Annotated in this window: 26 protein-coding genes and 1 pseudogene; 11 read left to right on the forward strand and 16 right to left on the reverse strand. The window is 63.9% G+C overall.

All coding sequences use genetic code 11. The features are described from left to right. Position 1: 1 nt before the first annotated feature. The 5 genes from tssE to tssA are packed head-to-tail and all read right to left on the reverse strand — an operon-like array spanning position 2 to position 4500. The gene (gene tssE / locus P9230_RS12230) at positions 2-754 is read right to left on the reverse strand and encodes a type VI secretion system baseplate subunit TssE (RefSeq protein ID WP_067327620.1); all 753 of its coding nucleotides are present in this window, start codon (positions 752-754) and stop codon (positions 2-4) included. Continuing rightward, a complete protein-coding gene (locus P9230_RS12235) occupies positions 741-1190 on the reverse strand; it encodes an Hcp family type VI secretion system effector (RefSeq protein WP_170950255.1) in 450 nt (149 codons plus the stop codon). Before P9230_RS12235 ends, tssE begins: the two co-directional genes overlap by 14 nt. Positions 1191-1249: 59 nt before the next feature. Then, entirely contained in the window at positions 1250-2755 is a 1506-nt protein-coding gene (gene tssC, locus P9230_RS12240; protein WP_066989059.1) for a type VI secretion system contractile sheath large subunit, read from the reverse strand. A 3-nt stretch (positions 2756-2758) separates the two neighbouring features. Then, positions 2759-3295 carry a type VI secretion system contractile sheath small subunit gene (gene tssB / locus P9230_RS12245; RefSeq protein ID WP_066989057.1) on the reverse strand — a complete coding sequence of 179 codons (537 nt, stop codon included), beginning with the start codon at positions 3293-3295 and terminating at the stop codon, positions 2759-2761. Between the two features lie 5 nt (positions 3296-3300). Further along, a complete protein-coding gene (gene tssA / locus P9230_RS12250; RefSeq protein WP_278119204.1) occupies positions 3301-4500 on the reverse strand; it encodes a type VI secretion system protein TssA in 1200 nt (399 codons plus the stop codon). A gap of 331 nt (positions 4501-4831) precedes the next feature. On the opposite strand from tssA, the gene tssH reads away from it, so the two are divergent. From tssH to P9230_RS12295, 9 genes are all read left to right on the forward strand, one after another. Further along, positions 4832-7672 carry a type VI secretion system ATPase TssH gene (gene tssH / locus P9230_RS12255; protein WP_278119206.1) on the forward strand — a complete coding sequence of 947 codons (2841 nt, stop codon included), beginning with the start codon at positions 4832-4834 and terminating at the stop codon, positions 7670-7672. 133 nt (positions 7673-7805) lie between these two features. Next, positions 7806-8078, forward strand: a complete 273-nt coding sequence (locus tag P9230_RS12260; protein ID WP_127242052.1) for a hypothetical protein — start codon at positions 7806-7808, stop codon at positions 8076-8078. 269 nt (positions 8079-8347) lie between these two features. Next, complete coding sequence (locus P9230_RS12265; protein WP_066989051.1) at positions 8348-9550, forward strand: ABC transporter substrate-binding protein; 1203 nt, start codon at positions 8348-8350, stop codon at positions 9548-9550. An 80-nt stretch (positions 9551-9630) separates the two neighbouring features. Then, positions 9631-10497 (forward strand): branched-chain amino acid ABC transporter permease, encoded by an 867-nt coding sequence (locus P9230_RS12270; RefSeq protein WP_066989049.1) that lies wholly within the window; start codon positions 9631-9633, stop codon positions 10495-10497. A gap of 7 nt (positions 10498-10504) precedes the next feature. Then, complete coding sequence (locus tag P9230_RS12275) at positions 10505-11485, forward strand: branched-chain amino acid ABC transporter permease (RefSeq protein ID WP_095776296.1); 981 nt, start codon at positions 10505-10507, stop codon at positions 11483-11485. A 3-nt stretch (positions 11486-11488) separates the two neighbouring features. Continuing rightward, on the forward strand, positions 11489-12268 hold the full coding sequence (locus P9230_RS12280; protein WP_095800997.1) for an ABC transporter ATP-binding protein: 780 nt from the start codon (positions 11489-11491) through the stop codon (positions 12266-12268). After that, the gene (locus tag P9230_RS12285) at positions 12265-12987 is read left to right on the forward strand and encodes an ABC transporter ATP-binding protein (RefSeq protein ID WP_066989044.1); all 723 of its coding nucleotides are present in this window, start codon (positions 12265-12267) and stop codon (positions 12985-12987) included. Before P9230_RS12280 ends, P9230_RS12285 begins: the two co-directional genes overlap by 4 nt. Before the next feature lie 11 nt (positions 12988-12998). After that, a complete protein-coding gene (locus tag P9230_RS12290; protein ID WP_067327640.1) occupies positions 12999-13745 on the forward strand; it encodes an aspartate/glutamate racemase family protein in 747 nt (248 codons plus the stop codon). Between the two features lie 118 nt (positions 13746-13863). Next, a complete protein-coding gene (locus P9230_RS12295) occupies positions 13864-14571 on the forward strand; it encodes a GntR family transcriptional regulator (protein ID WP_066989406.1) in 708 nt (235 codons plus the stop codon). Between the two features lie 21 nt (positions 14572-14592). On the opposite strand, the pseudogene P9230_RS12300 reads toward P9230_RS12295, so the two are convergent. Both P9230_RS12300 and P9230_RS12305 read right to left on the reverse strand, forming a co-directional pair. Next, a pseudogene (locus tag P9230_RS12300) lies at positions 14593-14709 on the reverse strand (NAD-dependent dehydratase); the annotation flags it as partial. Between the two features lie 55 nt (positions 14710-14764). After that, complete coding sequence (locus tag P9230_RS12305; RefSeq protein WP_278119211.1) at positions 14765-15721, reverse strand: LysR family transcriptional regulator; 957 nt, start codon at positions 15719-15721, stop codon at positions 14765-14767. A gap of 75 nt (positions 15722-15796) precedes the next feature. Between P9230_RS12305 and P9230_RS12310 the strand changes: the two genes are divergently transcribed. Both P9230_RS12310 and P9230_RS12315 read left to right on the forward strand, forming a co-directional pair. Further along, positions 15797-15955, forward strand: a complete 159-nt coding sequence (locus P9230_RS12310) for a hypothetical protein (protein WP_278119213.1) — start codon at positions 15797-15799, stop codon at positions 15953-15955. 12 nt (positions 15956-15967) lie between these two features. Continuing rightward, positions 15968-16525 (forward strand): hypothetical protein, encoded by a 558-nt coding sequence (locus P9230_RS12315; RefSeq protein WP_278119215.1) that lies wholly within the window; start codon positions 15968-15970, stop codon positions 16523-16525. Here P9230_RS12315 and P9230_RS12320 read toward each other — a convergent pair. From P9230_RS12320 to P9230_RS12360, 9 genes are all read right to left on the reverse strand, one after another. After that, complete coding sequence (locus P9230_RS12320) at positions 16491-17549, reverse strand: ROK family protein (RefSeq protein ID WP_278119217.1); 1059 nt, start codon at positions 17547-17549, stop codon at positions 16491-16493. The two genes, P9230_RS12315 and P9230_RS12320, sit on opposite strands and share 35 nt — an antisense overlap. After that, positions 17549-18271: a ribulose-phosphate 3-epimerase gene (locus tag P9230_RS12325; RefSeq protein ID WP_095823897.1), complete on the reverse strand. Its 723-nt coding sequence runs from the start codon at positions 18269-18271 to the stop codon at positions 17549-17551. Before P9230_RS12325 ends, P9230_RS12320 begins: the two co-directional genes overlap by 1 nt. Further along, positions 18268-19086: an alpha/beta hydrolase gene (locus P9230_RS12330; protein WP_278119219.1), complete on the reverse strand. Its 819-nt coding sequence runs from the start codon at positions 19084-19086 to the stop codon at positions 18268-18270. The genes P9230_RS12325 and P9230_RS12330 overlap by 4 nt, the downstream gene beginning before the upstream one ends. Then, positions 19086-19904: a sugar phosphate isomerase/epimerase family protein gene (locus tag P9230_RS12335; RefSeq protein ID WP_278112534.1), complete on the reverse strand. Its 819-nt coding sequence runs from the start codon at positions 19902-19904 to the stop codon at positions 19086-19088. Before P9230_RS12335 ends, P9230_RS12330 begins: the two co-directional genes overlap by 1 nt. Continuing rightward, entirely contained in the window at positions 19904-20980 is a 1077-nt protein-coding gene (locus P9230_RS12340) for a Gfo/Idh/MocA family oxidoreductase (RefSeq protein WP_278119221.1), read from the reverse strand. Before P9230_RS12340 ends, P9230_RS12335 begins: the two co-directional genes overlap by 1 nt. Positions 20981-20984: 4 nt before the next feature. Further along, entirely contained in the window at positions 20985-21806 is an 822-nt protein-coding gene (locus P9230_RS12345; protein WP_095801123.1) for a sugar phosphate isomerase/epimerase, read from the reverse strand. A 63-nt stretch (positions 21807-21869) separates the two neighbouring features. Beyond that, the gene (locus P9230_RS12350; protein ID WP_067327667.1) at positions 21870-22712 is read right to left on the reverse strand and encodes a carbohydrate ABC transporter permease; all 843 of its coding nucleotides are present in this window, start codon (positions 22710-22712) and stop codon (positions 21870-21872) included. A 3-nt stretch (positions 22713-22715) separates the two neighbouring features. Continuing rightward, complete coding sequence (locus P9230_RS12355; RefSeq protein WP_067327670.1) at positions 22716-23612, reverse strand: sugar ABC transporter permease; 897 nt, start codon at positions 23610-23612, stop codon at positions 22716-22718. Positions 23613-23740: 128 nt separating this feature from the next. After that, a complete protein-coding gene (locus P9230_RS12360; protein WP_095800986.1) occupies positions 23741-24988 on the reverse strand; it encodes a sugar ABC transporter substrate-binding protein in 1248 nt (415 codons plus the stop codon). Positions 24989-25071 lie beyond the last annotated feature (83 nt).

Genomic DNA, 25071 nt, shown 5'->3' on the forward strand with positions numbered 1-25071 from the left:
CTCAGGTCTCCCGGAATTCGGTTCGCGCCAGGCCGTTGTCGAGATTGATCGTGGTGCGCAGCCGCATGCGCTCCGGCGTCGGCGTCATGATCAGCACGGCGTCGATCTCGATCTTCAGGCCGACGCTCTTGTCGCCAAGGGTGACATTGACCGTCGTGGCGCTTTCCTTGAGCCGCGGCTCGAAGGTGGCGAGCACCGCGCGGATCTCGCGCGCCAGGGTATCGCGGTCGAAGTCCCGCGAGGAGCGGCCGGAGAAGGACGGCACGCCGTAGTTCACGACGCTGCGGCGCACCTCCGGAAAGTCGGCAAGCGACGGCAGCTCGTCCAGGGGCTGTTCGTGCTCGGCATCGGAAAGCATCGGAACGGACTCGAAGCGCTCGGTGTTGAACAAGGCTTCGATGTCGCGCCGGACGGCTTCCCTGAGCACCCGCGCCGACACCACCACGCCGCGGCTTTCGATCTCGGCGCGATGTTCGGCCTGGAACACCAGACGGTGCAGGCGCCGCTTTTGGTCGGGGGTGAGTTCCGCATCGGCATCGATGGTGCGTGCGCTGCCGGCAAGAAGAGCCTCGACGCGCTCGGCGCCGAGTTCTTCTTCCAGCAGGCGACGCAGCCCCTCGATCTCCGACGTCAGCCCGGGCAGGTCGTTGATGAGGCGGTCCCAGAGGGAGGGCTGGACCGCCTCGCGCTTTGCTCGCGAACTGCCGGCGAGCTGCGCCCTTGCGCCGGGCCTTTTGGCCTCACTTGCCGACATAGACATCCATTTCGATCTCGTCGTCCTTGTCGTAGACGAATTTGATCTTCTTGTAGGCGAAGCTCACTTCTTCCTCGATCAGGTCGGCCTCGTCATCGGCCTGCTTCATGTCGTATTCCATGATCGAAGCGTCGGTGAGCGTCACCACCAGATAATCGCTGGTCTCGCCGTCGATGGTGCGGCGCGCCGAAAACACCACTTCGTCGAGCGCCTTGTTGTCGAACAGCGCCTTCTTCAGGTAAGGCGACGCCTTGTCGTAATGCTTGGTGAACTTGATCATCCCCAAGGATACGCGCCCGCGGCGCGAGAGCGAATTGGGATCGTAAGGCGCGATCATCTTGTAGTCGACGCCATGGACTTCGATCTCATCTTCGTGGCCGTCGCGCACGCTGGGACCCTTGATGTCCGGAACTTTCAGAAAACCATCGATCTTCATTGAAGGCATTGTCTTTCTCCACCGCTCTCAAACCAAACAAGATGACTATGCTTGCGATTTCACCCCTTCACTGACGGCAGTTCGGACACCAGCCGGAGCGAGGCATTGATGCCTTCCAGCTGGTAGTGCGGACGCAGATAGAAACGGGCGTTGTAGTAACCGGGCCGGCCTTCGACACTGTCGACCTGGACCTCGGCCGCGGCGAGCGGGCGCTTGGCGCGCGCCTTGTCGTCGGCAAAGGCTGGATTGGCCAGCACGTACCGGTTGATCCATTCGGTCAACCAGATCTGCATGTCGGTGCGTTCCTTGAACGAGCCGATCTTGTCGCGCGCGATCGCCTTGAGGTAGTGGGCGAAGCGCGAGACCGGGAACAGGTAGGGCAGGTTGGCGCTGAGCCGCTCGTTGGCCTGCGCGTCGGGATCGACCAGACGCCCGGCTCGGGTCTCGTCGTCCTGCAGCGAATGGGCGCCGATGAAGGCCGCAAGGTCGGTGTTCTTCCGGTGCAGGATCGGCATCAGGCCGAGTTTGGCGAGCTCCGCTTCGCGCCGGTCGTCGATAGCGACTTCCGTCGGGCATTTCATCGCGATCGATCCGTCGTCGGTCGGAAACGCGTGCACCGGCAGGTTGAGCACCGTGCCGCCGTTTTCGACGCCGCGGATCTGTGTGCCCCAGCCAAAAAGCTTGTGGCTGCGGTTGATGTTGACGCCCATCGGGAAGGCGGCGTTCATCCAGACATATTTGTTGTGGTCGCCTCCCACCTCTTCCTCGAAGGTGAAACCCTTCACCGGAACGGTTTCCGAGCCGTAAGGCAGGCGCGCCAGCACCCGCGGCATGGTGAGGCCGATATAGCGGGCGTCCTCGCTCTCGCGCAGCGACTGCCACGAGGCATAGGCCGGGTTGTTGACGATCATCTGCAGGTCCTGCGGGTTGGGCAGTTCCTGCCAGCTGTCCATGCGGAACAGGCGCGGCGAGGCGGCGGCGATGAAGGGCGTGTGCGCCGAGGCGCAGACGCCGGAGATGTTGCGCAGCAGGCCGACGTCGCGCGGATGGTTCGAGAATTCGTAGGCGCCGAGAATGCAGCCGATCGGCTCGCCGCCCAGCATCGAATACTCGTCCGTATAGACCTTCTTGAAGATCGGGCTCTGGTCCCACATCTGGCCTTCATAGTCTTCCAGCGTGTCGGCCAACTGTTCCTTGGAGATGTTCATCACCCGGATCTTGAGCTTCGTATCCGTCTCGGTGTTGTTGACGAGATACCAGAGGCCGCGCCAGGTGCCTTCCATCTCGCGCACTTCCGGCGCGTGCAGGATCTCGTTGACCTGCGTCGTCAGCATCTTGTCGATGCCGGCGATCAGCGACTTGATCGACTTGATCGCATTGGACGAGATGGTGGTGGTTTCGGAGCGCGACTGCGCCGCCAGCGCCAGGTTGCGCACCAGCTGCTGGAGCTTCTCGCTGTCGTCCTTCTTGACCTTGAAATCCTTTTCCAGGAGGCCGCTGAATTCGCCGAGGTCAATCGCTTCCGCCTCGGCGGTGGCGGCTGCGGTTTTTTGCTGTTCAGCCATGACTTACTCCTCGCCCTTGCCCTCAGAAATCGCCTGGCCGGCGATCTTGCTCAGCAGCGGTTCGTTGTTCAGAAGCTGCGCGATGCGCTTTTCGGCGTCGACGCGGCCGTCCATGAAGCCGAGCAGCTCTTCGAGCTGCCGGCGCATCTTGAGGATCTCGGCCAGTTGCGGGACCTGCTCAGCGATCTTGTCCGGCGCGAAATCGCCCATCTTGGAGAAGGTGAGATCGATCGCGAGCTCTTCGTCCCGCTCGGCGCCCTCGGCTTGCGGGAGTGTGTTCTTTACTCGTGCCTTCACCCGCGGCCCCATGGCCTCCATGAACTTCGGGAACCGATTGGCGTCGGTCTCGACGAAGTTGCGGTCGAGCACTGACTTCACCGCTTCCTTTGTCTGTGAAGCGCCGGAAAGATCGGCCATCACGGCCATGACGAACGGCAGTTCGATCGTTGTCGGGCTGCCGTAGGTCTCGACGTCATAGGCGATCTGCACGCGCGGGGCGCGGTTTCTTTCGATGACCTTCGCTTTGCTCTCTGCTGGCATGCTTGTTACCTTTCATCCTTCTGGGCCGGCTTCTTCGGATCGGGGACACCGGCAAGCAGCCGGAACTCCTTCAGCCCCGATGGGGCGAGATCTTCCATCAATTCCACGAAATCCATGTGCACCATGCGGCGCACGCGGCGGGCGAGATGCGGGATCGGGCTCGACGGCTCGGTGCGGTCATAAAAGGCGACGACGAGATCCAGGCATTTGACGACGTCGTCGCGCGAGGTGATCCGGTCGGGCAGCCCGGCGCCCGGTTCCGCATAGCTTGCGACACTTGCCATCGATTCGGCTCCCCTCGCTTCGGCGCCCATCCTTTCGGCGCCATGGCCGTTTGGGCCGGGCGCTGCCGGTTCCGCCGGCTGCGGGATTGGCTTTGCGGCCCCGTTCGCCCCGGCACCGGCGGCGGAATTCCGCTCCAGCGTCGTCAGCAATCGCTGCAGGAAGCGTCTCAATTCCGGAATGGCGGGGCCATTGCCGTCGATGCGCTTGTTGAGGGCGGCGTCGACCTCGTCGAGAGCGGCGATCACCGTGCGGGCGTCGGCGAGCAGCGAGGTCATCGCCTCGCCGGCCTGATCGACTTGCGCCTTGCACCCGGTGCGCACCCGGTTCACCAGCTGGTTGTGGCCGCTCACCAGCGCCGCCTTTTCCGCCGCGCCCAGTCCCGAAGCAGCCTCCTGCAGCATGACGTGTTCGTCGAGGCTGCCCTTCTCCAGGTCCTCTCCCTTGATCGGGCCGACCGTGCGCGGCGCAAAGAAGACCATGCCGCGCAGATCCTTGAGCAGCCCGTCCTGGCTGTTTTGCAGGTCGATCAGCGCATTGATGCGCCGCAAGGCAGCCTCGCGCGGCGTGGCGCCAGAGCGCAGTGCCGGATGCATCGTTTCCCAATGCCTGTCGAAGGTTTGGGCGATCAGCGTCAGGCCTTCGGCGAGCCCGCCCAGCTGTTCTTCGTTGGCAAGGGCACGCACAACCAGGACGAGGAGGCGCAGGTCCCGCCCGTGCGACCGCAACTCCTCCGCCTTGGTGAGTACGACGGACCAGTCGACCGGAACATCGACTTCCGATTTGTTGTTTCCTTCGTATTCGACCTTTTTCTGCTGTTCGGTCAGGCGCTCCAGCTCATGAAAGGCCGGGTCGTTACGCAAGTCCTCTCCCGACGGATTTTCACCGTTCAGAGGATTCAGCCAGAGTGCGAGATCAATCACACTAACCCCCAGCCAGCGGCCCTGAGACCCTATGTGACGCAACGTTACCACCGGCCTCGCGTCACGACAATTGAGCAGCTGCTCAAAAACTAACGGATGCTAAACGCGACCGTTTCTTTCAGCAAACCCATTGCGCGATTGCCGGGCCGGGTATGTGAAATGGCTCGCATAGCCCGGACCGCAATCCGGTATTTCTTGCACGACATTGCAGAGCTTGTGTAACCGGGCAGTGCCGTCCGGATGGATCCAAACGCCTTATCCGTCACACGGCTTTGTCAAGCCGCCGCTTATATGGCAGGGTACGGTTGGCAGATTGCGGGAGCAGGTTCGAATGGAACAGCGCCGGTCATCGCAGAGCTTCAAGCGTAAGGAACTGGTCGCCAAGCTCAACGCCACGGGGGTGCGCGCCTTCAAGGCCGCGGCCGACACGGCCAAGCTGCGCGGCAATCCTTATGTGGAGCTCGTCCACTTCGTCCAGCAACTGGTGCTGTCCGAGCGCTCGGACGTGCAGATGATCATCGCCGATGCCGGGTTGGACGTCAGCCGGCTGACGGCTGACATGACCCGGGCCATCGACAAGCTGCCTTACGGCGCGACCTCCGTCGAGGAATTCTCCGATCACATCTTCCACGCCATCCAGGAAGGCTGGAACCTGGCGACGCTGGAGTTCGGCGTCGAGGAGGTGCGCAGCGCCCATATCCTGCTGGCCTGCCTGAGGACGCCGGTACTGGAAGGCCTGGTGTCGAAAATCAGCGCCGAATTCGACAAAATCGATGCCGACGGCGTCGTTTCCCGTTTCGCCGATGTCACCGAAGGCTCGCTCGAAGCCGGCACACCTCCCGCCTCTGCCGCCGCCGAACAGCCGATGAAGCGCGGTCCGGGCGGAGATTCGGCGCTGGCCAAATACGCGACCGACCTCACGCTGCGCGCCCGCGACGGCAAGATCGATCCGGTCGTCGGCCGCGACCCGGAAATCCGGCAGATCGTCGACATCCTCATGCGTCGCCGCCAAAACAACCCGATCCTGACCGGCGAGGCCGGCGTCGGCAAGACGGCGGTGGTCGAAGGATTTGCGCTCCGCATCGCCCAGGGCGACGTGCCGCCGACGCTTGAGAATGTCAGCGTGCGCATGCTCGATGTCGGGCTGATGCAGGCGGGCGCCAGCGTCAAGGGCGAGTTCGAGAAGCGGCTGAAGGCGGTCATCGACGAGGTTCAGGCCTCCGAGGTGCCGGTCATCCTGTTCATCGACGAGGCGCATACGCTGATCGGCGCCGGCGGTGCCGCGGGCACCGGCGACGCCGCCAATCTTTTGAAGCCGGCGCTGGCGCGCGGCGAGCTGCGCACCATAGCCGCCACGACCTGGGCCGAATACAAGCAGCATATCGAGAAGGACCCGGCGCTGACGCGCCGCTTCCAGGTGGTCAAGATCGAGGAGCCGTCGGAAGCTGTGGCCGTGCTGATGCTGCGCGGCGTCGCCGGCGTCCTGGAGCAGCACCACAAGGTCCAGATACTGGACGAGGCGATCGAGGCGGCGGTCGCGCTCTCGCACCGCTACATTCCGGCCAGGCAACTGCCGGACAAGGCCGTCAGCCTGCTCGACACGGCTTGCGCGCGCGTTGCGGTCTCGCAGCATGCGACGCCGGCCGAGGTCGAGGACATTCTGCGCCGCCGCCAGGCGCTGGAGGTCGAGAGTGGCATCATCGGCCGCGAGGCGGCGATCGGCATCGAGGTCGCCGACCGTCAGGCTCGCGTCGATGCCGGGCTGGCGGAAACCGAGACCACCTTAGCCGCCGCCCAGGCGCGCTGGGATCGCGAGAAAGCACTGGTCGCCGAGATTCTTGACCTGCGCGCTAAACTGCGCGGTGAAGGCGTGCCGCTCGATGCGGCGGGGGGAGAGGCCGGGGAGGAAACCGTAGCGGCTGAGCCGGCTGCGTCCGAAACTACCGAAGCAAAGGCGCCCGAGAGCAAGGCGGCTGAAACCAAGCCCGCGAAATCCAAGGGCTCGAAAGCCAAGGCGGCGAAGGGCGAGGCGGTCGAACCCGAGGCGGTCGTCGGAGAGACGATCGCCCAGGGATCGGCCGGTTCGTCTGCCGATCTCGCGCGGCTGCGCGAGCTGATGGCGGAGCTTGCCGCGGCGCAGGGCGAGACGCCGCTGATCCTGCCTTCGGTCGATCGCAATGCGGTCGCCGCCGTGGTGCAGGACTGGACCGGCATCCCGACCGGACGGATGCTGTCCAGCCAGACCGAGAAAGCGCTCAGGCTGGCCGCGACCCTTTCGGAACGCGTGGTCGGCCAGGATCACGCGATGGAGATGATCGCCAAACGTGTCCAGACCAGCCGCGCCGGCCTTGGCGCGCCGGAAAAGCCGGTCGGCGTATTCCTGCTCTGCGGCCCCTCCGGCGTCGGCAAGACCGAGACCGCGCTGGCGCTTGCCGAGACGCTTTATGGCGGCGAGCAGAACCTGATCTCGATCAACATGTCCGAGTTCCAGGAAGCGCATACCGTCTCGACGCTCAAGGGCGCGCCGCCCGGCTATGTCGGTTACGGCAAGGGCGGCATCCTGACCGAGGCGGTGCGGCGCAAACCCTATTCGGTGATCCTGCTCGACGAGGTCGAGAAGGCGCATCCGGACGTCCACGAGATCTTCTTCCAGGTCTTTGACAAGGGCATGATGGATGACAGCGAGGGCCGGCGCATCGATTTCAAGAACACGCTGATCCTGCTCACCTCGAATGTTGGCTCCGACGTGATCATGGACCGCACCAAGAACGGCACCGTGCGGACCGGGATCGACGATCTCGACGCAGCCCTGCGCACGCCGCTGCTGAAAGTTTTCCCGGCCGCCTTCCTCGGTCGGGTCGTCACGATACCCTATTATCCGCTGTCGGATTCGATGATCGAGGCGATCGCCCGCCATCAGTTCGGCAAGATCGCGCGGCGGCTTAAAGCGAACAACGATGCCGAACTGGTCATCGGCGACGGCGTCGTGGATCTGGTCAAGGCGCGCTGCACCGAGATCGAGTCCGGCGGCCGCATGATCGACGCCATCCTCACCAACACGCTGCTGCCGGAGCTCAGCCGCGGCGTGCTCAACCGCTCGCTGGAGGGCGCGAAGATGACGAAGGTCACCGTCGGCGCGTCCAAGGAAGGTTTTACCTACTCCTTCGAGTAGCCTTAGCAGCTCCGGGGAAGGAGTGTAGCGCCCAATCGGGCCAAGCTATTTTGAAGATAGAGTCGGGGAACTTTTGCTCCGCTGGCGATTTTGGATATGCTGCTGATCCGAAATTGCCGGAAAGGTGCCGCCGATGACGAAAAACCTTGCGATCTCCGCTCTCGTTCTGGCCACGGCCATTGGCGTGTCCGGCGCGGCGTTCGCCGGCGACCGGCATCTTAAGCGCCCGGTCGAGCAGGAGCGCTACGTTCCGGCCGAAGGCGACCTCATCGACATCCTGTTCGGCGGACCGCGCTACTATGACGCCATGCTGGTCACCACGGCGGCGGGCGCGTGTTCATACCACCGGACGGGGCCGGACGCGAATTCGCTGAACAAAATCAACGACCATCATTGCGGAAAATAAGGTCTGCCCCGCGCCCGGCCGTCGGTAAGCCGCGACCGCCTCCATTTCATCATGCCGCGAACTCATCGTTCGCCGAGGTGGCTGGCCGTTGGGCAGCCAGTCCTCAGCCTGCCTCGCGGTTGGGCCGCTCTGCCGTCGCACACATTCAGCCCAAACATTGTATACAATAACAAATAAATCTGTTGACAATCTGTCCCAGGCGGCTTCCCATAGGCTATCCGCGCAGCCCATGAGCTAAACAAAAGCGCGATAACCAGAAGGGAACCGATATGATCAACCGACGCTCGACTTTGAAATCGCTGGTGCTTGGCGCCGCCTCGACCCTGGCCATGGCCGCCATAGGCATCCCGTCCGCGCAGGCTGAAAACAAGGAACTGAAGATCGGCTTTGTTGGTGTCACCAGCGGTCCCGCCGCCGCCTGGGGCACGTCCAATGTGCGCTCGATGCAGACGCGCGCCGCCTGGCTCAACGAAAAAGGCGGCGTCAAGATCGGCGACGACACCTACAACATCAACATCGTCACCTTCGACGACCAGAAAGATCCCAAGCGCGCCATCGCCGGCATGGAGAAGATGGCGCAGGAGGGCATCCACTATGTCGTCGGACCCAATGTCGATGACGGCGCTGCTGCGGTGCGCCCTGTCGCCGAGGCCAACGGCATCATCTATTTCCCCTACGCCTTCCCGAAGGCGCTCTACCAGAAGCCGGCCTCGAACGCCGTGCTCGGCATGATCGCCAACTACCAGTCGGGCCCGGCGATCTATAAATACCTCAAGGAAAACAAGGGCGTGAAGACGATCGCCTTTGTCGCCGCGAACGAATCCGACCCGCTCAGCCAGCGTGACAGCGGCGTCGAGGCGGCCAAGGCGCTCGGGCTCGACGTCGTCGCGCAGAACGACACGTACCAGAACGACACCCGCGACTTCACGCCGGTGCTGACCCCGATCGTCGCGCTGAAGCCCGATCTGCTGGTGCTGTCGGGCGTGGCGCCGGCCAACGCGCCGCTGCTCATCCGCGCCGCCCGCGAGCTCGGCTTCGAGGGCTTGATCTCGACCGAGACGGCGCAGGACGCCAAGGTTCTGGAGGAGGGCGCCGGCGAATACGCCAACGGCTTCATCTCCGTCGGCGGTGCCTCGACGCCGGAGATCGCGTCCGACGAGATGAAGGAGTTCGTCGCCCGCTACACCAAGATGTTCGGCGAGTATAACGACGAGTCCAACACCAAGGTTTACGCGTTGGAGTACATCATCGAGACGATGAAGGCCAATCCGGCCGCCATCAACAATGTCGACGAATTCAAGAAGACCATGGACACCTTCTCGGCGCCCAACCCCTTCCTCAAGGGCGACGCCAAGCTGAGCTATGTCGGCGCGACCTCCTTCGGCCAGAAGCGTCAGCTAGCCGTGCCGATGGTGGTCAACGAATACAAGGACGGCGCTTTCCAGACCCTGTTCGTCGGCTCCGTCGACTAGGTTTGGGTTCCTAAGGTTACTTCCTCCCGAATGCCGGGGGTCCGGGTGATGCTCGGACCCCGCGGAAGATCGAAGGATCCATGGAACAGGTCATCGCCAACGGATTGTATCTCGGCGCCCAGTACGCGCTGATCGCGCTCGGGCTAACCCTGATCTTCGCCCTGATGAACGTGCTGAATTTCGCCCACGGGCAGATGTACGTTCTGGGCGGGTTCATCACCTATACCGTCTACGGCCAACTCGGCCTGCCTTTCGTGGTGGCGCTGCTGGCCTCCGGCGTGACGCTCGCCGTCATCGGCGCGCTGATGGAGAGATTCCTCTTTCGAACGGTTATCCGCCGCAGTCACCGCGAGGAGAGCACCATGCTGCTCGCCGCCGCGACGGCCTTCTTCTTCGACGCCGTCATCCTGCTCATGTTCGGTGAGAAGCAGCGCGGCGTTCCCAAGATCGTCAAGGGCGTCTTCAACGAAGCCGGCATCATCATGCCTTATGACCGCCTGGTTGTCGGCGCTCTGGCCATCGTCTTCATCGCCGCCTTTGTCCTTTACATGCAGTACAGCCGGGTCGGCCGCGCCATGCGCGCGCTCGCCCAGGACCGGGTCGCGGCCCAGCTGATGGGTGTCAGGGTCGACCGCTATTCCATGATCGGCTTCGCGCTCGGTGCCATGCTGGCGGGCGTTGTCGGCGGCCTGCTGGTCACCATCACCGGCGTCAATTCCGGCATTGGCGGCCCGATCTCGATCAAGGCCTTCCTGATGGTGATGATCGGCGGCGCCGGCGTCGTCGGCGGCGCGATCGCCGGCGGCTTCATCCTCGGCATGATGGAATCGGTCGGCCTGACCGCGCTGCGCGAATATGGCGACGTCACCTACCTCGTCATCTTCGCCGCCCTGATGGTGTTTCTGTCGATCCGCCCCAACGGGCTGATGGGCAAGCCGTGGGGTTGATCGCGCCATGACCCGCAATCGCAACATGAAGATCGCTTCGGTCGCAGCCTTCCTGGCGATCGTCTTCATCGCCGTGCCGGCCGCGATCTCGGCCAGCGGCCGCATCGACCTCTACTACACGCTGACTTCGGTGGCGCTGCTCAGCATCGCCAGCGCCGGCGTGTGGCTCACCTTCTACATCGGTCGCATCAATATCGGCCAGGGCGCCTATGCGCTGATGGGCGGCTATGTCTCGGCCATACTGGTGATGAACCACGGCTGGTCGTTCTGGCTGACGCTGCCTGTCGCGGGTCTCTTCTGCGCCGGCGCGAGCGTGCTGATCGGTCTGCCGATCCTGCGGTTGCGCGGCGTCTATTTCGCCATGGTGACGCTGGTTCTGACCGAGGTCGTGCGGCTCTTGGCGCTGGCGCTGCCGATCACCAACGGCGCCAAGGGCATCGTCAGCATCCCGCTGCCCGGTGCGCTCTCGGTCTTCGGGCTGACCATCATCCCGGACTTCGCCACGCTGCAGAATTCGCGGCTCGCGTTCTACCTGCTGGCGGTCACGCTGATGGTGGGCTGCTTCGCGGTGATGTATCGGCTGGTCAACTCGCGCATCGGCAAGCTCTGCCAGTCGCTGCAGCAGAACGAGGAACTCGCCTCCTCGATCGGCGTCAACATCGCCTATCTGCGCGTCATCGCCTATGCGGTGTCCTCCTTCTTCGGCGGTCTCGCCGGCGCCATCTTCGCCGCCATCTCGCAGTCGATCTATCCGTCGAGCTTCACGGTCACCGATTCCGTCAACTTCATGCTGAACTGCTTCCTCGGCGGCCTCGGCTACGTGTTCGGTCCGATGCTCGGCACGCTGGTGCTCTATTTCGGCTGGGACCTCTTGTTCCAGACCGGCCAATTCCAGCTCCTGATCTATTCCGGCCTGATGATCGTTTTGATGCTGGTGCTGCCAAACGGCCTGCTCAGCCTCACGGTTCCGACCCGGAAGAAGGCTTGAGCCATGGCCGAAATGCTCGAAGTTTCCGGCATCACCAAGCGCTTCGGCGGTCTCGTCGCGGTCAACAACGTCTCCTTCTCGGTGCGCGAGAAGGAGATTCTCTCGGTCATTGGTCCGAACGGCGCCGGCAAATCGACGCTGTTCAAGCTGATCTCGTCGTTCCTCAGGCCAACGTCCGGCGAGGTCCGCCTGAAGGGTGAACGCATCTCCGGCATGGCGCCGCATATCGCCGCGCGCAAGGGCGTCGTGCGCACCTTCCAGGAAACGACGATCTTCAAGAACATGAGCGTGCGCGACAACGTCATTATCGCGCATCATCTGCGCTCGAAGGCGAGCCTCGTCGGCTTCTTTCTCGGCACCGGCACGGCCAAGGCCGACGAAGCGGCTTTCGGCCAGTCCGCCGACGAGATCCTGGCGCTGCTCGGCCTGGCCTCGCTTGCCAGCGAGATCGCCCGCAACCTGCCACATGGCCATTTGCGCGCGCTGGGCATCGCCATCGGCCTTGCCACCGATCCCTCGATCCTGCTGCTCGACGAGCCCTTCGCCGGCATGAATCACGACGAGACGATGCGCATGGTGGCGATGGTGCGGCGCCTGCGCGATCTCGGCCTCACCATCCTGCTCGTCGAGCACGACATGCCGGCCGTGATGAAGATCTCGGACCGTATCGTAGTGCTCAATTTCGGGCAGAAGATCGCCGAGGGAACACCGTCGGAAATCCAGGCCAACGAGAAGGTCATCGAAGCCTATCTCGGCAGCGAAGACGAGGCGATCGGGCTATGAACCAGATCCTGAACTTCGCCGGCGTCGAACTCTATTACGATCACGTATATGCGCTGAAGGGCGTCTCGCTCGAGGTCAATGAGGGCGAGACCGTCGCGCTGATCGGCGCCAACGGCGCCGGCAAGTCGTCGATCCTGCGCGCCATTACCGGGCTCAACCGGATAAGGTCCGGAGAGATCCACTACAGCGGCAAGCGCATCGACGGTGCCGCTCCAGACGAGATCGTCAAGATGGGCATCGCCATGGTGCCGGAAGGGCGCCGCGTCTTTCCCTATATGACGGTCAGGGACAACCTTTTGATGGGTGCCTTCACGCGCTCGAGCAAGGCCGAGATCGCGGCGACGTTGGAGATGGTGCTGGGGCGCTTTCCCCGGCTGAAGGAGCGCTTCTCCCAAGCTGCCGGCACGATGAGCGGCGGCGAACAGCAAATGCTGGTCATCGGCCGCGCGCTGATGGCCAAGCCGAAGCTTTTGCTGCTCGACGAGCCGTCGCTCGGAGTCGCGCCAAAACTTGTCCAGGACATCGCCCGCTCGATTGTCGCCATCAACCGCGACGAGAAGGTCAGCGTTCTGTTGGTCGAGCAGAATTCCCGCATGGCGCTTCGCATTTCGCAGCGCGCCTATGCGCTGACCACCGGCAGCGTCGCCCTGAGCGGCAACTCCGCCGAATTGCTGAGCGACGACCGGGTCAAACGTCTTTATCTCGGCGGCGAGATCTGAGGCTGATTTTAATGCGCATACTCGTCATCAACCCCAACACGACCGCCTCGATGACCGGCAAGATCGGCAAGGCGGCGACAAGCGTCGCCTCATCAGGAACCGAAATCGTCGCTGTCAATCCGGCCGATGGTCCGCCGAGCATCGAGGGCTATTTCGACGAGGTGTTCGCCGTACCGGGCATCATTGCCGAGATGAGCAAGGCGCCGGCGGCGGATGCCTATGTGATCGCCTGCTTCGACGATACCGGGCTCGACGCCGCGCGCTGCGCGACCGAAGCGCCGGTCATCGGCATCGGCGAGGCGGCCTTCCATCTCGCCAGCCTTGTCGCCGGCAAGTTCAGCGTCGTCACCACGCTTGCCCGCTCAGTCCCCGCCATCGAGCACAACCTTGCGAAATACGGTCTTTCCTCGCGCTGCGCCAAAGTGCGCTCGTCGGAAGTCGCCGTGCTCGAGCTTGAACGGCCGGGCTCGAACGCCAGGCATCGGATCTCGGACGAGATCGCGCGCGCCATCCGCGAGGATCATGCCGAGGCGATCGTGCTGGGCTGCGCCGGCATGGCCGACCTTGCGCACAGCCTGTCGGAAGAGCATGGCGTTCCGGTGCTTGACGGCGTCGTCTGCGCCGTCACCCTGGCCGAGAGCCTGTTCAAGGTCGGCTTGAAGACATCGAAGATCGGCGGCTATGCCGCCCCGCGAGGCAAGCGTTTCGCGGGTATCTTCGCTTCGGCGTCTCCCCCGGGCGCCGGTTCGCCTGGGTAAACGTGGCCCCGGGAGATCGGTCCCGCGGGATTGACCGGGGCGCGAGCGCCATTAGATTGGACCGGCCGCTGGCGATTTGGGGGCAGAGCGGGCCGCGTCGGGCCTGCGCATTGAAAGCATGTTGACGGTACTCAGAGAAGACGATCGCGACGACAAGCCGGCAGCGCGCTGGTCGCCGATCTACTATGGGCTGAGAGACGCCATCGTCAGCCATCGTCTCGCCCCGGGCACCAAGCTGCCGGAGGACGAGCTGGCGTCGATCTATTCGGTGAGTCGCACCGTCGTCCGCGCCGCCTTGCAAGCCCTTGCGCATGACCGGCTGGCGCGGCTGGAGCCCAACCGCGGCGCCTTCGTCGCACAGCCCTCGAAGATCGAGGCGCGCGAAGTGTTCGAGGCGAGGGCACTGATCGAACCCAAGGTGGCGGCGCTCGCCGCAAAGGCTGCGGTGCCCTCCGACATCGCGCAATTGAGAATGCACCTGGAGAAGGAGCATGAGGCGCTGCATGCCGGTCGCGACAGCGACGCCATCATGCTGTCGGCGCGCTTCCATGTCGGCATCGCCGAGATCGCGGCGCATTCGGTATTCACCAACTTCGTGCGCGACCTCGTCTCGCATTCCTCGCTGATCATCGCGCTCTACTGGAAACGCCGCGACGCGACCTGCGAGAAACATGCCCATCACGCGCTGGTCGACGCCATTGAAGCCGGCGACAGCGCCGACGCCGCGGCGCTGATGAACAGCCATCTGGTCGATCTGCTCTCGGGGCTCGATCTCACCGACAAGGTCGAGAAGTCCGACAGCCTCGCTGATCTGCTCCGCGCCTGAAGGAAGCGTGTGCCCCGTTAGGCCGAGATAGGCTGACATGCCCTTGGCGCGGGTCAGCGCCACCAGCGGCGAGATCAGGCCTTGCTTCACCGTGTCATGCACCTGCGGAAGCGGCACTACCGATACTTTGACGCCGGCCTGCGCTATCGCCACCCCATCCAGTCGTGGATCGCTGCCCGATCGGCCTGATGCGCTAGACCTGAGCCTGCCGTTCCCGCGGCCGTTTTCGGGAGGTCTCGGCGCCGCCTCGATGCCTGATGTGATCGATGAATGCGCGCAGTTTGGGCAGGACCTGATGTTTTTCCGGATAGTAGAGGAAGACACCCGGCGATGTCGCGGCGAAGGCCGAAAGCAGCGTTTCGAGGCGCCCGTCCGCGAGCGCCGCGGCGGCAATCGGGCTTGGCACCTGGGCAAGCCCGGCGCCCTGGATCGCAGCGCCAAGCAGCGTGGGATAGTCGTGTGCAATGAACGGCCCGGAAACGATTGCCTCGACCGCCTTGTTGCCCTTGGTGAAGCGCCACGGCGCGACCGAACCGTTCGATCGGCGCAGGCGCAGGCAGGCATGGTGGCGCAGATCCTCGATGCGCTCCGGCGTTGTTCGCTGGCGTAGATAGCCGGGACTGCCGACGACCACCATCGGAAAGGACGGCGTCAGTCGAACCGCGACCATGTCGGCCGCGATGAGGTCGCCGAGCCGGATACCGGCGTCAAATCCCTCGGCTGCGAGGTCCGCCAGTTCGCCGCTAGCGACGATCTCCAGCTCAATCTCGGGATAGGCCTGGCAGAAGGATGCGATCATCGGCTCCAGCAGCGTCGGCACCACCGCAGGCGGAACCGACAGGCGCAAAAGTCCAGCCGGCCGCTGGCCGATTTCGCGCGCGACCTCGCTTGCTGCTATCAATTCCTCGAAGGCTGGCCGGGCGCGCGAGAAAAAACGCTCGCCGGCTTCGGTCAGGCCGACGCTGCGTGTCGTGCGGACGAACAGCGCGGCGCCGATGCGCCCTTCCAAAGTCCGCACCGCCTGGCTGATCGCCGACGGCGTGACGCCAAGCTCCGCCGCCGCCTTGCGGAAATTGCGATGCCTGGCGACGCTCAGGAACGCCTCGACGCCGTCGAGCGCGCCATGCCGGACTGTGAAGTTTTGCTTCATGACCCATGGAGATTATCGCGGATAGTTCCCGGCACAAAGCGGTCGTATCTGTGTTGTCGATTGGATTTGGATCGCGTGCGGCTGCGGGCGTCGGGGCCGCCGCCTTCGCTAAATCTCGGCGTCGTCATGGGGCCGGGTTCCGCGGATTATGCCGCCAATCTTGGACGCAATCTGTTGGAAGGCCGTCTCGGTATCCTGACGGCGGTATTCGAAGCCGTTCCAGCCAATGTCTGACGGGAGACAAGAATGACGCCGGCCACGATCTTCAGCATCCATCTCCTCCTGGGCTACGTCCCGTGGCTGCTTTGCTTCGGCGCCTATATCTGGCCGAGGCTCAGGCTCATGGACCGCGTCGAGGCGCAGCGCGCCATCGCGACGCTGCACAGCTTCCGCTTCTTCGGGCTGGTCTTCCTGGTTCCGGGCGTGGTTGGCCCGAACCTCCCGGCGGACTTCGCGGTCTTTGCCGCCTATGGCGATTTCGCGACCGGGCTGCTGGCCATGCTGGCGCTGCTTGGCGTGAAGCGGTCCTCGATCTTCTGGCCGTCCGTCGCGGCCTTCAATCTGGTGGGAATAGTCGACCTCGTCGGCGACTACTATCACGGCACCGTGCTTCATCTGCCCGAGCAGGCCGGGCAGCTGGGCGCCGCATACGCGATCCCGATCATCTATGTGCCCCTGCTGATGATTACGCACGTGGCCGCCCTTTATCTTCTGGCGCGACCTCAGCCCAAGACCGAGCCGGGCGCAGACAATAAGAAGGCGAGCGGTCTCAGTTCCCTTCGCTCTCCTTCATCCGTTCGATGATCGATCGGGCCGAAGCGGCGGCCTTTTCGACGGGCTTCGTCTGCTCATTCTGCACCATCGCCAGCGCCGTTCCCGGCTCGCCCTCCCACAGGATCAGGCTTGCCGCGCCGACCAGCCCGGCGCGGTCGCCGAGCTCGGCCGGCACGATCGGCACGTCGCGATAGGCCTGCATGGCGCGCTCGTCGACCGTCGCCCTGATGCCGGGCGCCAGCAGGTCGAAGCCGTTGGCAAGGCCGCCGCCCATGACGATCAGGTCCGGCGAATAGAGATGCAGGAGATTGGTGAAGCCGATGCCCAGCCATTTCGCCTCGGTGTCGACCAGTTCGCCGGCGGCCGCGTCGCCGGCGCGCGCGGCATCCACGACATGCCGGGCCGAGACGTCGCCGTCGTCGGAAAGCCGTCTGAGCACCGAGCCGTCGCCTGGCTTGGTGAGCCGGGTCGCCCGGCGCCCGAGCGCGGTGCCGGAAGCAACGGCCTCGAAGCAGCCGACGTTGCCGCAGAAACAGCGGTCGCCTTCGCCGGTGATCGTCATGTGGCCGATCTCGGCCGCGAGCCCGCGCCTTCCATGGTAGATGTGGCCATCAGCAACCACGCCGCCGCCGATGCCGGTCGAGACGGTGACGAACACCAGCGAGCCCGCGCCGCGGCCGGCGCCGAAACGCCACTCGCCGAGCGCCGCGGCATTGGCGTCGTTCTCCAGCCGTACCGGCAAGCCGAACTGGCGGCTGAGGATGTCGATCAGCGGCACGTTGTGCCAGCCGGCGAGCGTCGGCGGCCCGATGACGATGCCTGCCTTGGGGTCGAGCGGCCCCGGCGCGCACATGCCGATGCCGCTGACCTTTGCCTGCGGGTTTTCTTTAAGCAGCCTGTCCGCAAGCGCTATGATCTGGCCGATGACCGCTTCCGATCCGGCGCCGGCGAGCGTCGGCGCCGAGACGCGCTTGACGACCTCGCCGCTGCGCTCGACCAGCGCGCCGCGCAGTTCCGTGCCGCCGAGATCGAAGGCAAGGGCGATCGTGCTCATCAGGCGGCGGCCTTCAGTCCATGCAGCCAGGCCATGCGCTGGGCGAGATTGGGATCGCCGAAAGCGAGCGAGCCCAGCACCACCGTGTCGGCGCCGGCGGCGCGCAGCAGCGGCACCGTCTCATGGCGGATGCCGCCATCGGCGGCGAGCCGGATGTCGGGCTCGCGGCCGGCCTTCCTCATCAGCGCGCGCGCCTCGACCAGCCTTGGGCAGGCTTCCTCGGACAGGCTCTGTCCCTTCACCCCGATCGAGGTGCCGAGCAGCGTCACGAAGGCCACGCGTGGCAGGAACGGCTCGATCGCTTCAACCGGCGTCTCCAGCCGCAGCACCACGCCGGCCTCCGCGCCGAGCTCACGCGCCAGCTTCACGGCGCGCAAGCCTGCCGCGCCATTCTCGGCATGGATGGTTACGAGATCGGCACCAGCCTCGATGAACTGGCGCGTCTGAGCCTCGACGATCTCGGCCTCGACCATCAGATGGACGTGGATCGGCTTCGCCGTCAGCTTGGCGATGCGCGCCACCATGTCGGGGAAGAACAGGAAGCCTGGCGTGAAGCGGGCATCCGCCACGTCGATATGGTGCAGATCGACATGGGCTTCGATGCGTTTCAGGTCGCGCTCCATATTGGCGAGATCCGCCGACCACAGCGAGAATTCGCCGATAAGCCGGTTGCGCGGCAGTGCGGCTATTGCCGCGGGTCCGGAGACGGGTTTGGCGGTCATGACGGAATGAGGCTCCGGGCATTCGAGTTGGACTGGAGGAAGGAACTGATCTGCTCGTGCAGTTCGATGAAATGTCTGGCGCTGTTGCGCGCCTTCGGCGTGATTTCGGCGAAGACCGTGCGGGGCATCGCGGCGGCAAGCGTGTAGGCGCTCGACAGCGGATGCACCGCGTCCATCGCGTTGCCGACAACCAGCGCAGGAATGTCGAGCGCCGCGACGTCGCGGTCGCAAACGCCTGGACCGTCGCCGGCGATGTCGGCGAGCACTTGCGCGAACTCCTTGGCGTCGGGCCGGTCGAAATAGCCGAGCAGCGAGGACAGATTGTCGGGCGCCTCGCGGTAGAGCCGCGTGGCCGTGTCCGATCGTGCGAAGATCGTCCGCCCTTTGTCGGGCCCGTGTTCCAGGACGAGCTCGGCGGCCTCGGTGATCGGCTGCATGTTCTGCGGTGCCGGCGAAAACGTCCATGCCGGCCGCACCAGGACCAGGGCGGCGACGCGCCGCGGATGACGGCAGGCGAGGCGAAGCGCGATCGCGGCGCCCATCGAGACGCCGCCGGCAACGAAGCGGTCGAGGCCGGCACGATCGGCAGCGGCAAGCACATCGTCAGCGAAGATTTCGAACGAGAACGGCCGCCGCTTGCCAAGCCCAGAGCCGCCATGCCCGCGGCATTCCAGCGTGATGCGCCGGAAGCCTGCGGGGAAAGTCTGCGCGACCTGCGCCTCGCCGCCGCCGAGCCCATGCTGAAAGACGACCGCCAGGCCTTCGCCGGTGTCGGTCATATGCAGCGTGGCACCGTCGCGCAGCAGCGTGCCCATCACATAAGCCCCTTGAGGAAGCGGGCGACGCCCGGCGCTTCCTCGGCCGAAAGCCCGTGCGTCACCAGCGGCCCGTCGAAGCCTGTGGCCCTCAGGCGAGCGACGAAGTCGGCGAAGTCGACGACGCCTTGTCCGGCCGTGGCGAAGCGCCCGTCGGCGAAGCGGTCCTTGGCGTGCGCCAAAGAGACATGACCCGCCGTGCGCTCGACCGCTTCGGCAACGATGGCGCGTGCCTCGTCGGCATTCGCTCGCTCGAACAGATTGGCGGGGTCGAGCACGATACGCAGCCGGTTCGAACCCATCTCGGAAATCAGCCGCGCGGCGTCATCGGCGGAGGTCACGATGTTGGCTTGCTCCGGCTCGATGCCGAGATCGACGCCGTGGTGCTCGGCGAGCTGAAGCGCCTTGTCCATTTCCCGCGCCATGTCGGCCCAAGCCGAGGGATCGGCATTGTCGGGGTGGTGCGCCCATTGGTCCTCGGCGTTGCGCGTTCCGGTGCACAGTGTCACCAGCGGGATCGAAAGCCTGGCGGCTGCCTCAATGACCACCCCGAGCCGCCGCAGCCCGTCATCGCGCACCCGGCTGTCCGGATGCGCCATGTTGTAGGTTCCCGACAGCGCGACGAGACCGATGCCGCTAGCCTTAGCGGCGGCATCGATCGTACGGATCGCTTCGTCGGGAACATCGTCCGGCATCGACGGCAGGCCGGCGCAGCCAAGGTTGAACTGGGTGACTGCGAAGCCCGCTTCGCGAACGGCGGCGAGCACGCCGGCCGGCTCGCCGCCTGGAAAAATCTTGGCGAACACCCCGACCTGCATCAGATCGCTCCGGTGACGCCGGCGAGCTCAACGCGCTGGCCGCTTTCGACCGAGCGGGCGATCGCCACCATGGCGCGGATCGAAGCGAGCCCGTCCTCCACGGTAGCGCCGCGCTGTGGCGCGCCGTTGAGCACCGTGTCGGCGAGGCCTTCCAGTTGGCGGCGGAAGAAGTGGCCGTCGGCGCCGAGCGGCTTGCGCGACGTCGCGTCCTTCTCATGAAAAATGTCGACCTCGCTGGCGCGGAAATACCAGGGATTGAAGGTCTTCGCGATCACCGAGCCGTTCTCGCCATAGAGCTGGAAGCCCTCGTGCCAGTCCATGCGCACCGCAACGGTCAGGTCGAGATGGCCGAGCGCCCCATTGGCGAACTCCGTCTCGACGAACCAGCAATAAGCGCCGAAGCGTTGGTTGAGCCGCGCGCGCACGGCGGTGATGTCGCCGCACAGGAAGCGCGCCGTGTCGACCAGATGCGAGCCATGCGCCAGCATGAAATACTGTCTCAGGTCCGCCTTCGGATTGCCGGCCTGCTTCCTCGCCAGCTTGCTGGTGACGGGCAGCGGCTGCACGGCGTCGGTATTGGTGTAGCGATGGGTGGAATCGCAATACCAGGCCTTCAGCGCCAGGATCTCGCCCATCTCGTCGCGCACGAAATCGCGCGCCGCCTCCAGCGCCGGGTCGAAGCGCTTCATATGCCCGACCTGAAGCACCTTGCCGGAGCGCTTGACCGCATCCGCCAGCCTCTCGCCTTCTTCGACGGAAATGCCGATCGGCTTTTCGCAAAGCACGTGCTTGCCTGCTTCGAGCGCCCTGATCGACATCGGCACGTGGTAGGCGTCGGACGTCGCGACGATCACCGCCTCCAACTTGGGGTCGGCGAGCATCTCGTCATAGTCGCCATACATTTTTTGCGGCTCGTAGGTGGCGCTCATGCGCGCAAGCAGGTCGGGCGCCGCGTCGCAGATCGCGTAGAGGTCGGCATTGGCCGCCTTCACGCAGGATTCCAGATGCGCGAACTGCGCGATCGGCCCGCAGCCGAGCACACCGACACGAAGACGACGGTCTTGTTTGCGGATCATCGCCTCAAGCCCCGTAGCCGCGCATGGTCTGGCGATTGGTCTTCACCGCGCCAGCCGGATCGGCGGCGGCGGTTTCGGATTCCTCCTCCAGCACCAGCCAGCCGTTGAAGTTGGGCGCGGCGCTTGCGATCTCGATCACCTTAGCCGTGTCGCAGACACCCTGGCCGAGCATCGCCCAACTGCCGTTGGCATCGACGTCTTTCAGATGCACATAGCGAATGCGGTCGCGATAGGTGGTGAGCGTATCGGCCATGTCCTGACGACCGCGCAAGATGTGTCCGGTGTCCGGCACCCAGCCGACCAGCGATGGGTCAAGCAGGGAGAAGATGCGGTCATAATCGGCGCGGTCGAAGAGCAGCGTGTTGTGATGCGAGCTCGGATGCACAGCCACCTGCACGCCGGCCTTGCGCCCAAGTTCGCCGGCCTTGTTGTAGACCTCGGCGGCGATGGCGAATTTGTGGTCGCGCGGGCCGTCGGAGACGACGGTTGCCGAGCCCATCGACACCAGCGCTCCCGGAAAGGCGGCGGCGAAGTCGATCCAGCGACCGGCGGTTTCGAGGTCCTCGCCGATTTTCTCCTTGAGCGTGAAGCCGCTCTTCGAGCCGAAGGCGAACGAGACCAGCATGAGGCCGGATGCCTTCAACGCGGCGGCGAACTCCGCAGGCTTGCCGGCATAGCGACCGATCATCGTGTCGGTGATCTCGATGCCGGCATAGCCGCCGTCGGAAATCGCCTTGATGAGATCGTCCGGGCCGCCGCCAAAACGGTCGCCGAGCATCTCCCAGGTAAAAGTCTGGCAGCCGACTTTGAGGTCTTTCACGTTCATTCTTTCATTCCTTGATACCGCCCATTCCTTGGTGTCGCTCTGCGTCTTCATGGGAGGGACGTCCTACTTGACCGAGCCCGCGGTCATGCCTGCGAGGAAGAATCTCTGGGCAACGAGGTAGATGAGCAAAAGCGGTAACGAGCCGAGCACGCTCATCGCCATCATCTGGTTCCATTCGAAGGCGTGCTGCCCCATCAACAGCTGGATGCCGATCGGCACGGTGCGCATGGACGTCGACTTGGTCAGCGTCAGCGCAAAGAGAAATTCGTTCCAGCATAACAGGAAGGTGTAGACAGACGTCGCCACGATACCAGGCAGCGAGATCGGGACGATCACCCGCCAAAGCGCTGTCCAACTGGTGCCGCCGTCGACAGCCACCGCTTCATCGAGATCGCGGGGCAAGGTGTTGAGATATCCCGTCATCAGCAGGATCGCGTAGGGCAGCGTAAACACCAGGTAAGTCAGGATCAGCGCGATATAGGTGTCAAAGATGCCATATGAGACGACAAGCCCGAAGAAGGGGATGAGAAGCGTGATCGGCGGAATCGTCTGCGTGCTGATGATGAGTGTGTTCAGGCTGCCCTTGCCGCGAAAGTTGAAGCGGCTGAACCCGTAGGCCGCCAGCAAGGCGATCAGCACCGTCAGCACGGTCACCGCTGCCGCCACGAAGTAGCTGTTGAAGAAGAAGCGCAGCTTTACCGGGTCGCCAACGATGGCTGCGTACGCTTCCAGCGTGAAGGCCTTCGGCAGGATGGTTGGTGGCAGGGCAAAGATTTCAGTATTCGATTTGAACGAGCTGCTGAGCATCCAGTAGATCGGGAAGGCCGCGAAAAAGAGCCCCGCGACAAGCGCTACATGGAGCGCGACGGTGATCAGCTTGTCTTTCGGCGTGTGCCTTTTCCTCATGGACTACCGAGCCTTTTGATAACGGATGTAGAACAGCGTCAGGCCAAGCGAGATCAGCAGGATGACCACAGCGCTCGCCGACGCCTGAGACAGGTTGTAGCTCGAAAACGCCAGCTTATAGGTGTAGGTGCTGAGGACCTCGGTCGAGTAGATCGGACCACCGCCCGTCGTTATCCAGATCAATGGGAAGACCTGCATGGTCCAGATGAAGTCGAGCAGCGAGATGCTGATGATGATCGGCATCAACTGCGGGATCGTGATGAAGATCAGCTTCTGGTAGGCCTTGGCGCCGTCGATATCGGCGGCCTCGTAGAAATCCTTGGGAATGCCCTGCAGGCCTGCGAGCAGGCTGACCATGAAAAGCGGGTACCCCGCCCAGATATTGGCGAAGGTGACGGCGTGCAGCGCGGTCTCGGGCGAGGAAAACCACTCGACCTTGGAACCGATGATGCCCATCTGCATGAGAATGCTGTTCACGACCCCGTTCGGCTCAAGCAGGAGGCGCCAGATCACGGCGATAATCACCGCAGTGAACAGCCAAGGCAGTATGTAGAGCACGCGCAGAATATTGCGCAGCATCGGATTGATGCGGTCGCTGTTCAGCATGAGTGCGAAGACCATGCCGATGGTCATGTGGAAAACGACACTCATGCAAGTGAAGTAGAGCGTGTGCCACAGCGAAGCCCAAAACACCGGATCGGCAAAGATCGCCTGGTAGTGTTTCAGTCCGGCAAAGGATGGGTCACGGCGCAGCACCGCGCTGTTCTGGAACGAATAGGCAATCACCGTCACCATCGGCAGCAGCATCAGAAGACCGATTATGAGGAGCGAGGGCGACAGATAGAGATAGGGTGCGACCGCTCGTTTCAGTCTGTGATGGGAGCGCTTCTGCGGGGTCATGTGCCAACCTTGAAATACGCCTTCAAGAGAAGGTGAGCTTCGGAACACGGGTCCACCGATCCGTTGTGGCCGGGTGGCCTGCCCGAAGTCAGGCCACCCGGTCGGAAAGTGAACGGGGAACAGGCCGATCAGAATTTCGCCATCCAGCCCTTTTGAGCGTTGGCTGCGGCTTGTTCCGGAGACTGCTCGCCGGCAAGCATCTTCTGGGCTTCCACGTCGAACTGGGTCATCAGGTCTTCCGCCACCGGCAGACCCGTGAACTCGTTGGCGAGATAACCGGTCTTGAAGATTTCGAAAGCCTTTGCGAATGCCTTGTCGGACGTCACGAAATCGGGCTTGGCGTTGACGTTGCCCGGGAAGGCGTTTGCAAGCGACACGAGCTTGGCGTTCACCTTTTCACTCATCAGATATTGGACGAGCTTCCAGGCCTCCTCCTGGTGCTTCGAGCCGGCAGAGATACCGATACCCCAGGAGGCATAGGGAAGGCCGCGCTTGCCGTTGTAGTTCTCCACGACCGGCACCGGGATGAGGTCGAAGTTCAGCTTGGGATTGCGTTTGCGAATGAGGTTCACATGCGCGAGCGAGTCGATCATCATCCCGACCCGGTCGTTGACGAATTCCTCGACCTTCTCCTGTTCCGTCTTGGTGGCGATGCCGGGCGAGATGGTGCCGGCGTCGTTGAGCGATTTCACGAAGCTGAGCATATCCACCACCGGTTTGCCCTCGAGGTCGGGCTTGCCATTCGCCATCATCGACTGGCCCGAAGCCCAAACCCACGACATCATGTCGTTCTGAACGCCGGACGGCGTCTGCAGCGACAGCGGCAGCACCCAGCCATACTGGTTCTTGTCGGCATGGGTCATCTTCTTGGCGGCTTCGAGGAACTCCGCGCGGGTCGACGGCAGCTTGGTCACGCCTGCCTGGGCGGCGAGGTCCAGATTGACGAACACCGGATAGACGAACGAAGCGACCGGGAACATCACGGCCTTGCCGTCCACCTTGATGATGTCCGCGACCTGGGCTTTGTCGAACTTGCTCGCATCCATCATCGGGTTCATGTCGGAAAGCGCACCTTGCGCATTCAGATTGTTCACCCAAGCGCCATCGAGACCGACAACGTCGCTAAGCGTTCCGGTCGCAGCACCGACCGAGATCTGGTCTCGCGTGGTCGCATAGGGGCCGCTGACCAGCGTCACCTTGATCCCGGGGTTTGCAGCCTCGAACTCGTCCATGATTTTGCGCAAGGAGCCTGCGGGCAGCTCTGGCTCCCACCACTGCGTGAATTCCAGCGTCGTGTCCGCCATGGCGCCGGTTGCGCCGAGCAGCCATGCGGCCGCGGCCATTTTCAGCATCGCGGGTCGTATCCGAAACGTCATTTTCTCCTCCTTCTTAAGATCGACCGCACAATGCGGACGATCGTCTGCTTCATTCAGAAGTCTTCTTACGAGTACTTTCGCAG

Origin of the sequence: Mesorhizobium sp. WSM4887 (genome assembly GCF_029625865.1) — a bacterium.
GTDB lineage: Bacteria > Pseudomonadota > Alphaproteobacteria > Rhizobiales > Rhizobiaceae > Mesorhizobium.

What these genes read in the sequence shown, in the direction of transcription:
- tssE (WP_067327620.1), bottom strand. Translation starts at nt 754, where the DNA reads ATGTCGGCAAGTGAGGCCAAAAGGCCCGGCGCAAGGGCGCAGCTCGCC.
- P9230_RS12350 (WP_067327667.1), bottom strand. Translation starts at nt 22,712, where the DNA reads ATGAGGAAAAGGCACACGCCGAAAGACAAGCTGATCACCGTCGCGCTC.
- tssH (WP_278119206.1), top strand. Translation starts at nt 4,832, where the DNA reads ATGGAACAGCGCCGGTCATCGCAGAGCTTCAAGCGTAAGGAACTGGTC.
- P9230_RS12355 (WP_067327670.1), bottom strand. Translation starts at nt 23,612, where the DNA reads ATGACCCCGCAGAAGCGCTCCCATCACAGACTGAAACGAGCGGTCGCA.
- P9230_RS12345 (WP_095801123.1), bottom strand. Translation starts at nt 21,806, where the DNA reads ATGAACGTGAAAGACCTCAAAGTCGGCTGCCAGACTTTTACCTGGGAG.
- P9230_RS12285 (WP_066989044.1), top strand. Translation starts at nt 12,265, where the DNA reads ATGAACCAGATCCTGAACTTCGCCGGCGTCGAACTCTATTACGATCAC.
- tssC (WP_066989059.1), bottom strand. Translation starts at nt 2,755, where the DNA reads ATGGCTGAACAGCAAAAAACCGCAGCCGCCACCGCCGAGGCGGAAGCG.
- P9230_RS12305 (WP_278119211.1), bottom strand. Translation starts at nt 15,721, where the DNA reads ATGAAGCAAAACTTCACAGTCCGGCATGGCGCGCTCGACGGCGTCGAG.
- P9230_RS12280 (WP_095800997.1), top strand. Translation starts at nt 11,489, where the DNA reads ATGGCCGAAATGCTCGAAGTTTCCGGCATCACCAAGCGCTTCGGCGGT.
- P9230_RS12275 (WP_095776296.1), top strand. Translation starts at nt 10,505, where the DNA reads ATGACCCGCAATCGCAACATGAAGATCGCTTCGGTCGCAGCCTTCCTG.
- P9230_RS12335 (WP_278112534.1), bottom strand. Translation starts at nt 19,904, where the DNA reads ATGCAGGTCGGGGTGTTCGCCAAGATTTTTCCAGGCGGCGAGCCGGCC.
- P9230_RS12330 (WP_278119219.1), bottom strand. Translation starts at nt 19,086, where the DNA reads ATGGGCACGCTGCTGCGCGACGGTGCCACGCTGCATATGACCGACACC.
- P9230_RS12270 (WP_066989049.1), top strand. Translation starts at nt 9,631, where the DNA reads ATGGAACAGGTCATCGCCAACGGATTGTATCTCGGCGCCCAGTACGCG.
- P9230_RS12235 (WP_170950255.1), bottom strand. Translation starts at nt 1,190, where the DNA reads ATGAAGATCGATGGTTTTCTGAAAGTTCCGGACATCAAGGGTCCCAGC.
- tssB (WP_066989057.1), bottom strand. Translation starts at nt 3,295, where the DNA reads ATGCCAGCAGAGAGCAAAGCGAAGGTCATCGAAAGAAACCGCGCCCCG.
- P9230_RS12260 (WP_127242052.1), top strand. Translation starts at nt 7,806, where the DNA reads ATGACGAAAAACCTTGCGATCTCCGCTCTCGTTCTGGCCACGGCCATT.
- P9230_RS12290 (WP_067327640.1), top strand. Translation starts at nt 12,999, where the DNA reads ATGCGCATACTCGTCATCAACCCCAACACGACCGCCTCGATGACCGGC.
- P9230_RS12315 (WP_278119215.1), top strand. Translation starts at nt 15,968, where the DNA reads ATGACGCCGGCCACGATCTTCAGCATCCATCTCCTCCTGGGCTACGTC.
- P9230_RS12265 (WP_066989051.1), top strand. Translation starts at nt 8,348, where the DNA reads ATGATCAACCGACGCTCGACTTTGAAATCGCTGGTGCTTGGCGCCGCC.
- P9230_RS12360 (WP_095800986.1), bottom strand. Translation starts at nt 24,988, where the DNA reads ATGACGTTTCGGATACGACCCGCGATGCTGAAAATGGCCGCGGCCGCA.
- P9230_RS12340 (WP_278119221.1), bottom strand. Translation starts at nt 20,980, where the DNA reads ATGATCCGCAAACAAGACCGTCGTCTTCGTGTCGGTGTGCTCGGCTGC.
- P9230_RS12320 (WP_278119217.1), bottom strand. Translation starts at nt 17,549, where the DNA reads ATGAGCACGATCGCCCTTGCCTTCGATCTCGGCGGCACGGAACTGCGC.
- P9230_RS12325 (WP_095823897.1), bottom strand. Translation starts at nt 18,271, where the DNA reads ATGACCGCCAAACCCGTCTCCGGACCCGCGGCAATAGCCGCACTGCCG.
- P9230_RS12295 (WP_066989406.1), top strand. Translation starts at nt 13,864, where the DNA reads ATGTTGACGGTACTCAGAGAAGACGATCGCGACGACAAGCCGGCAGCG.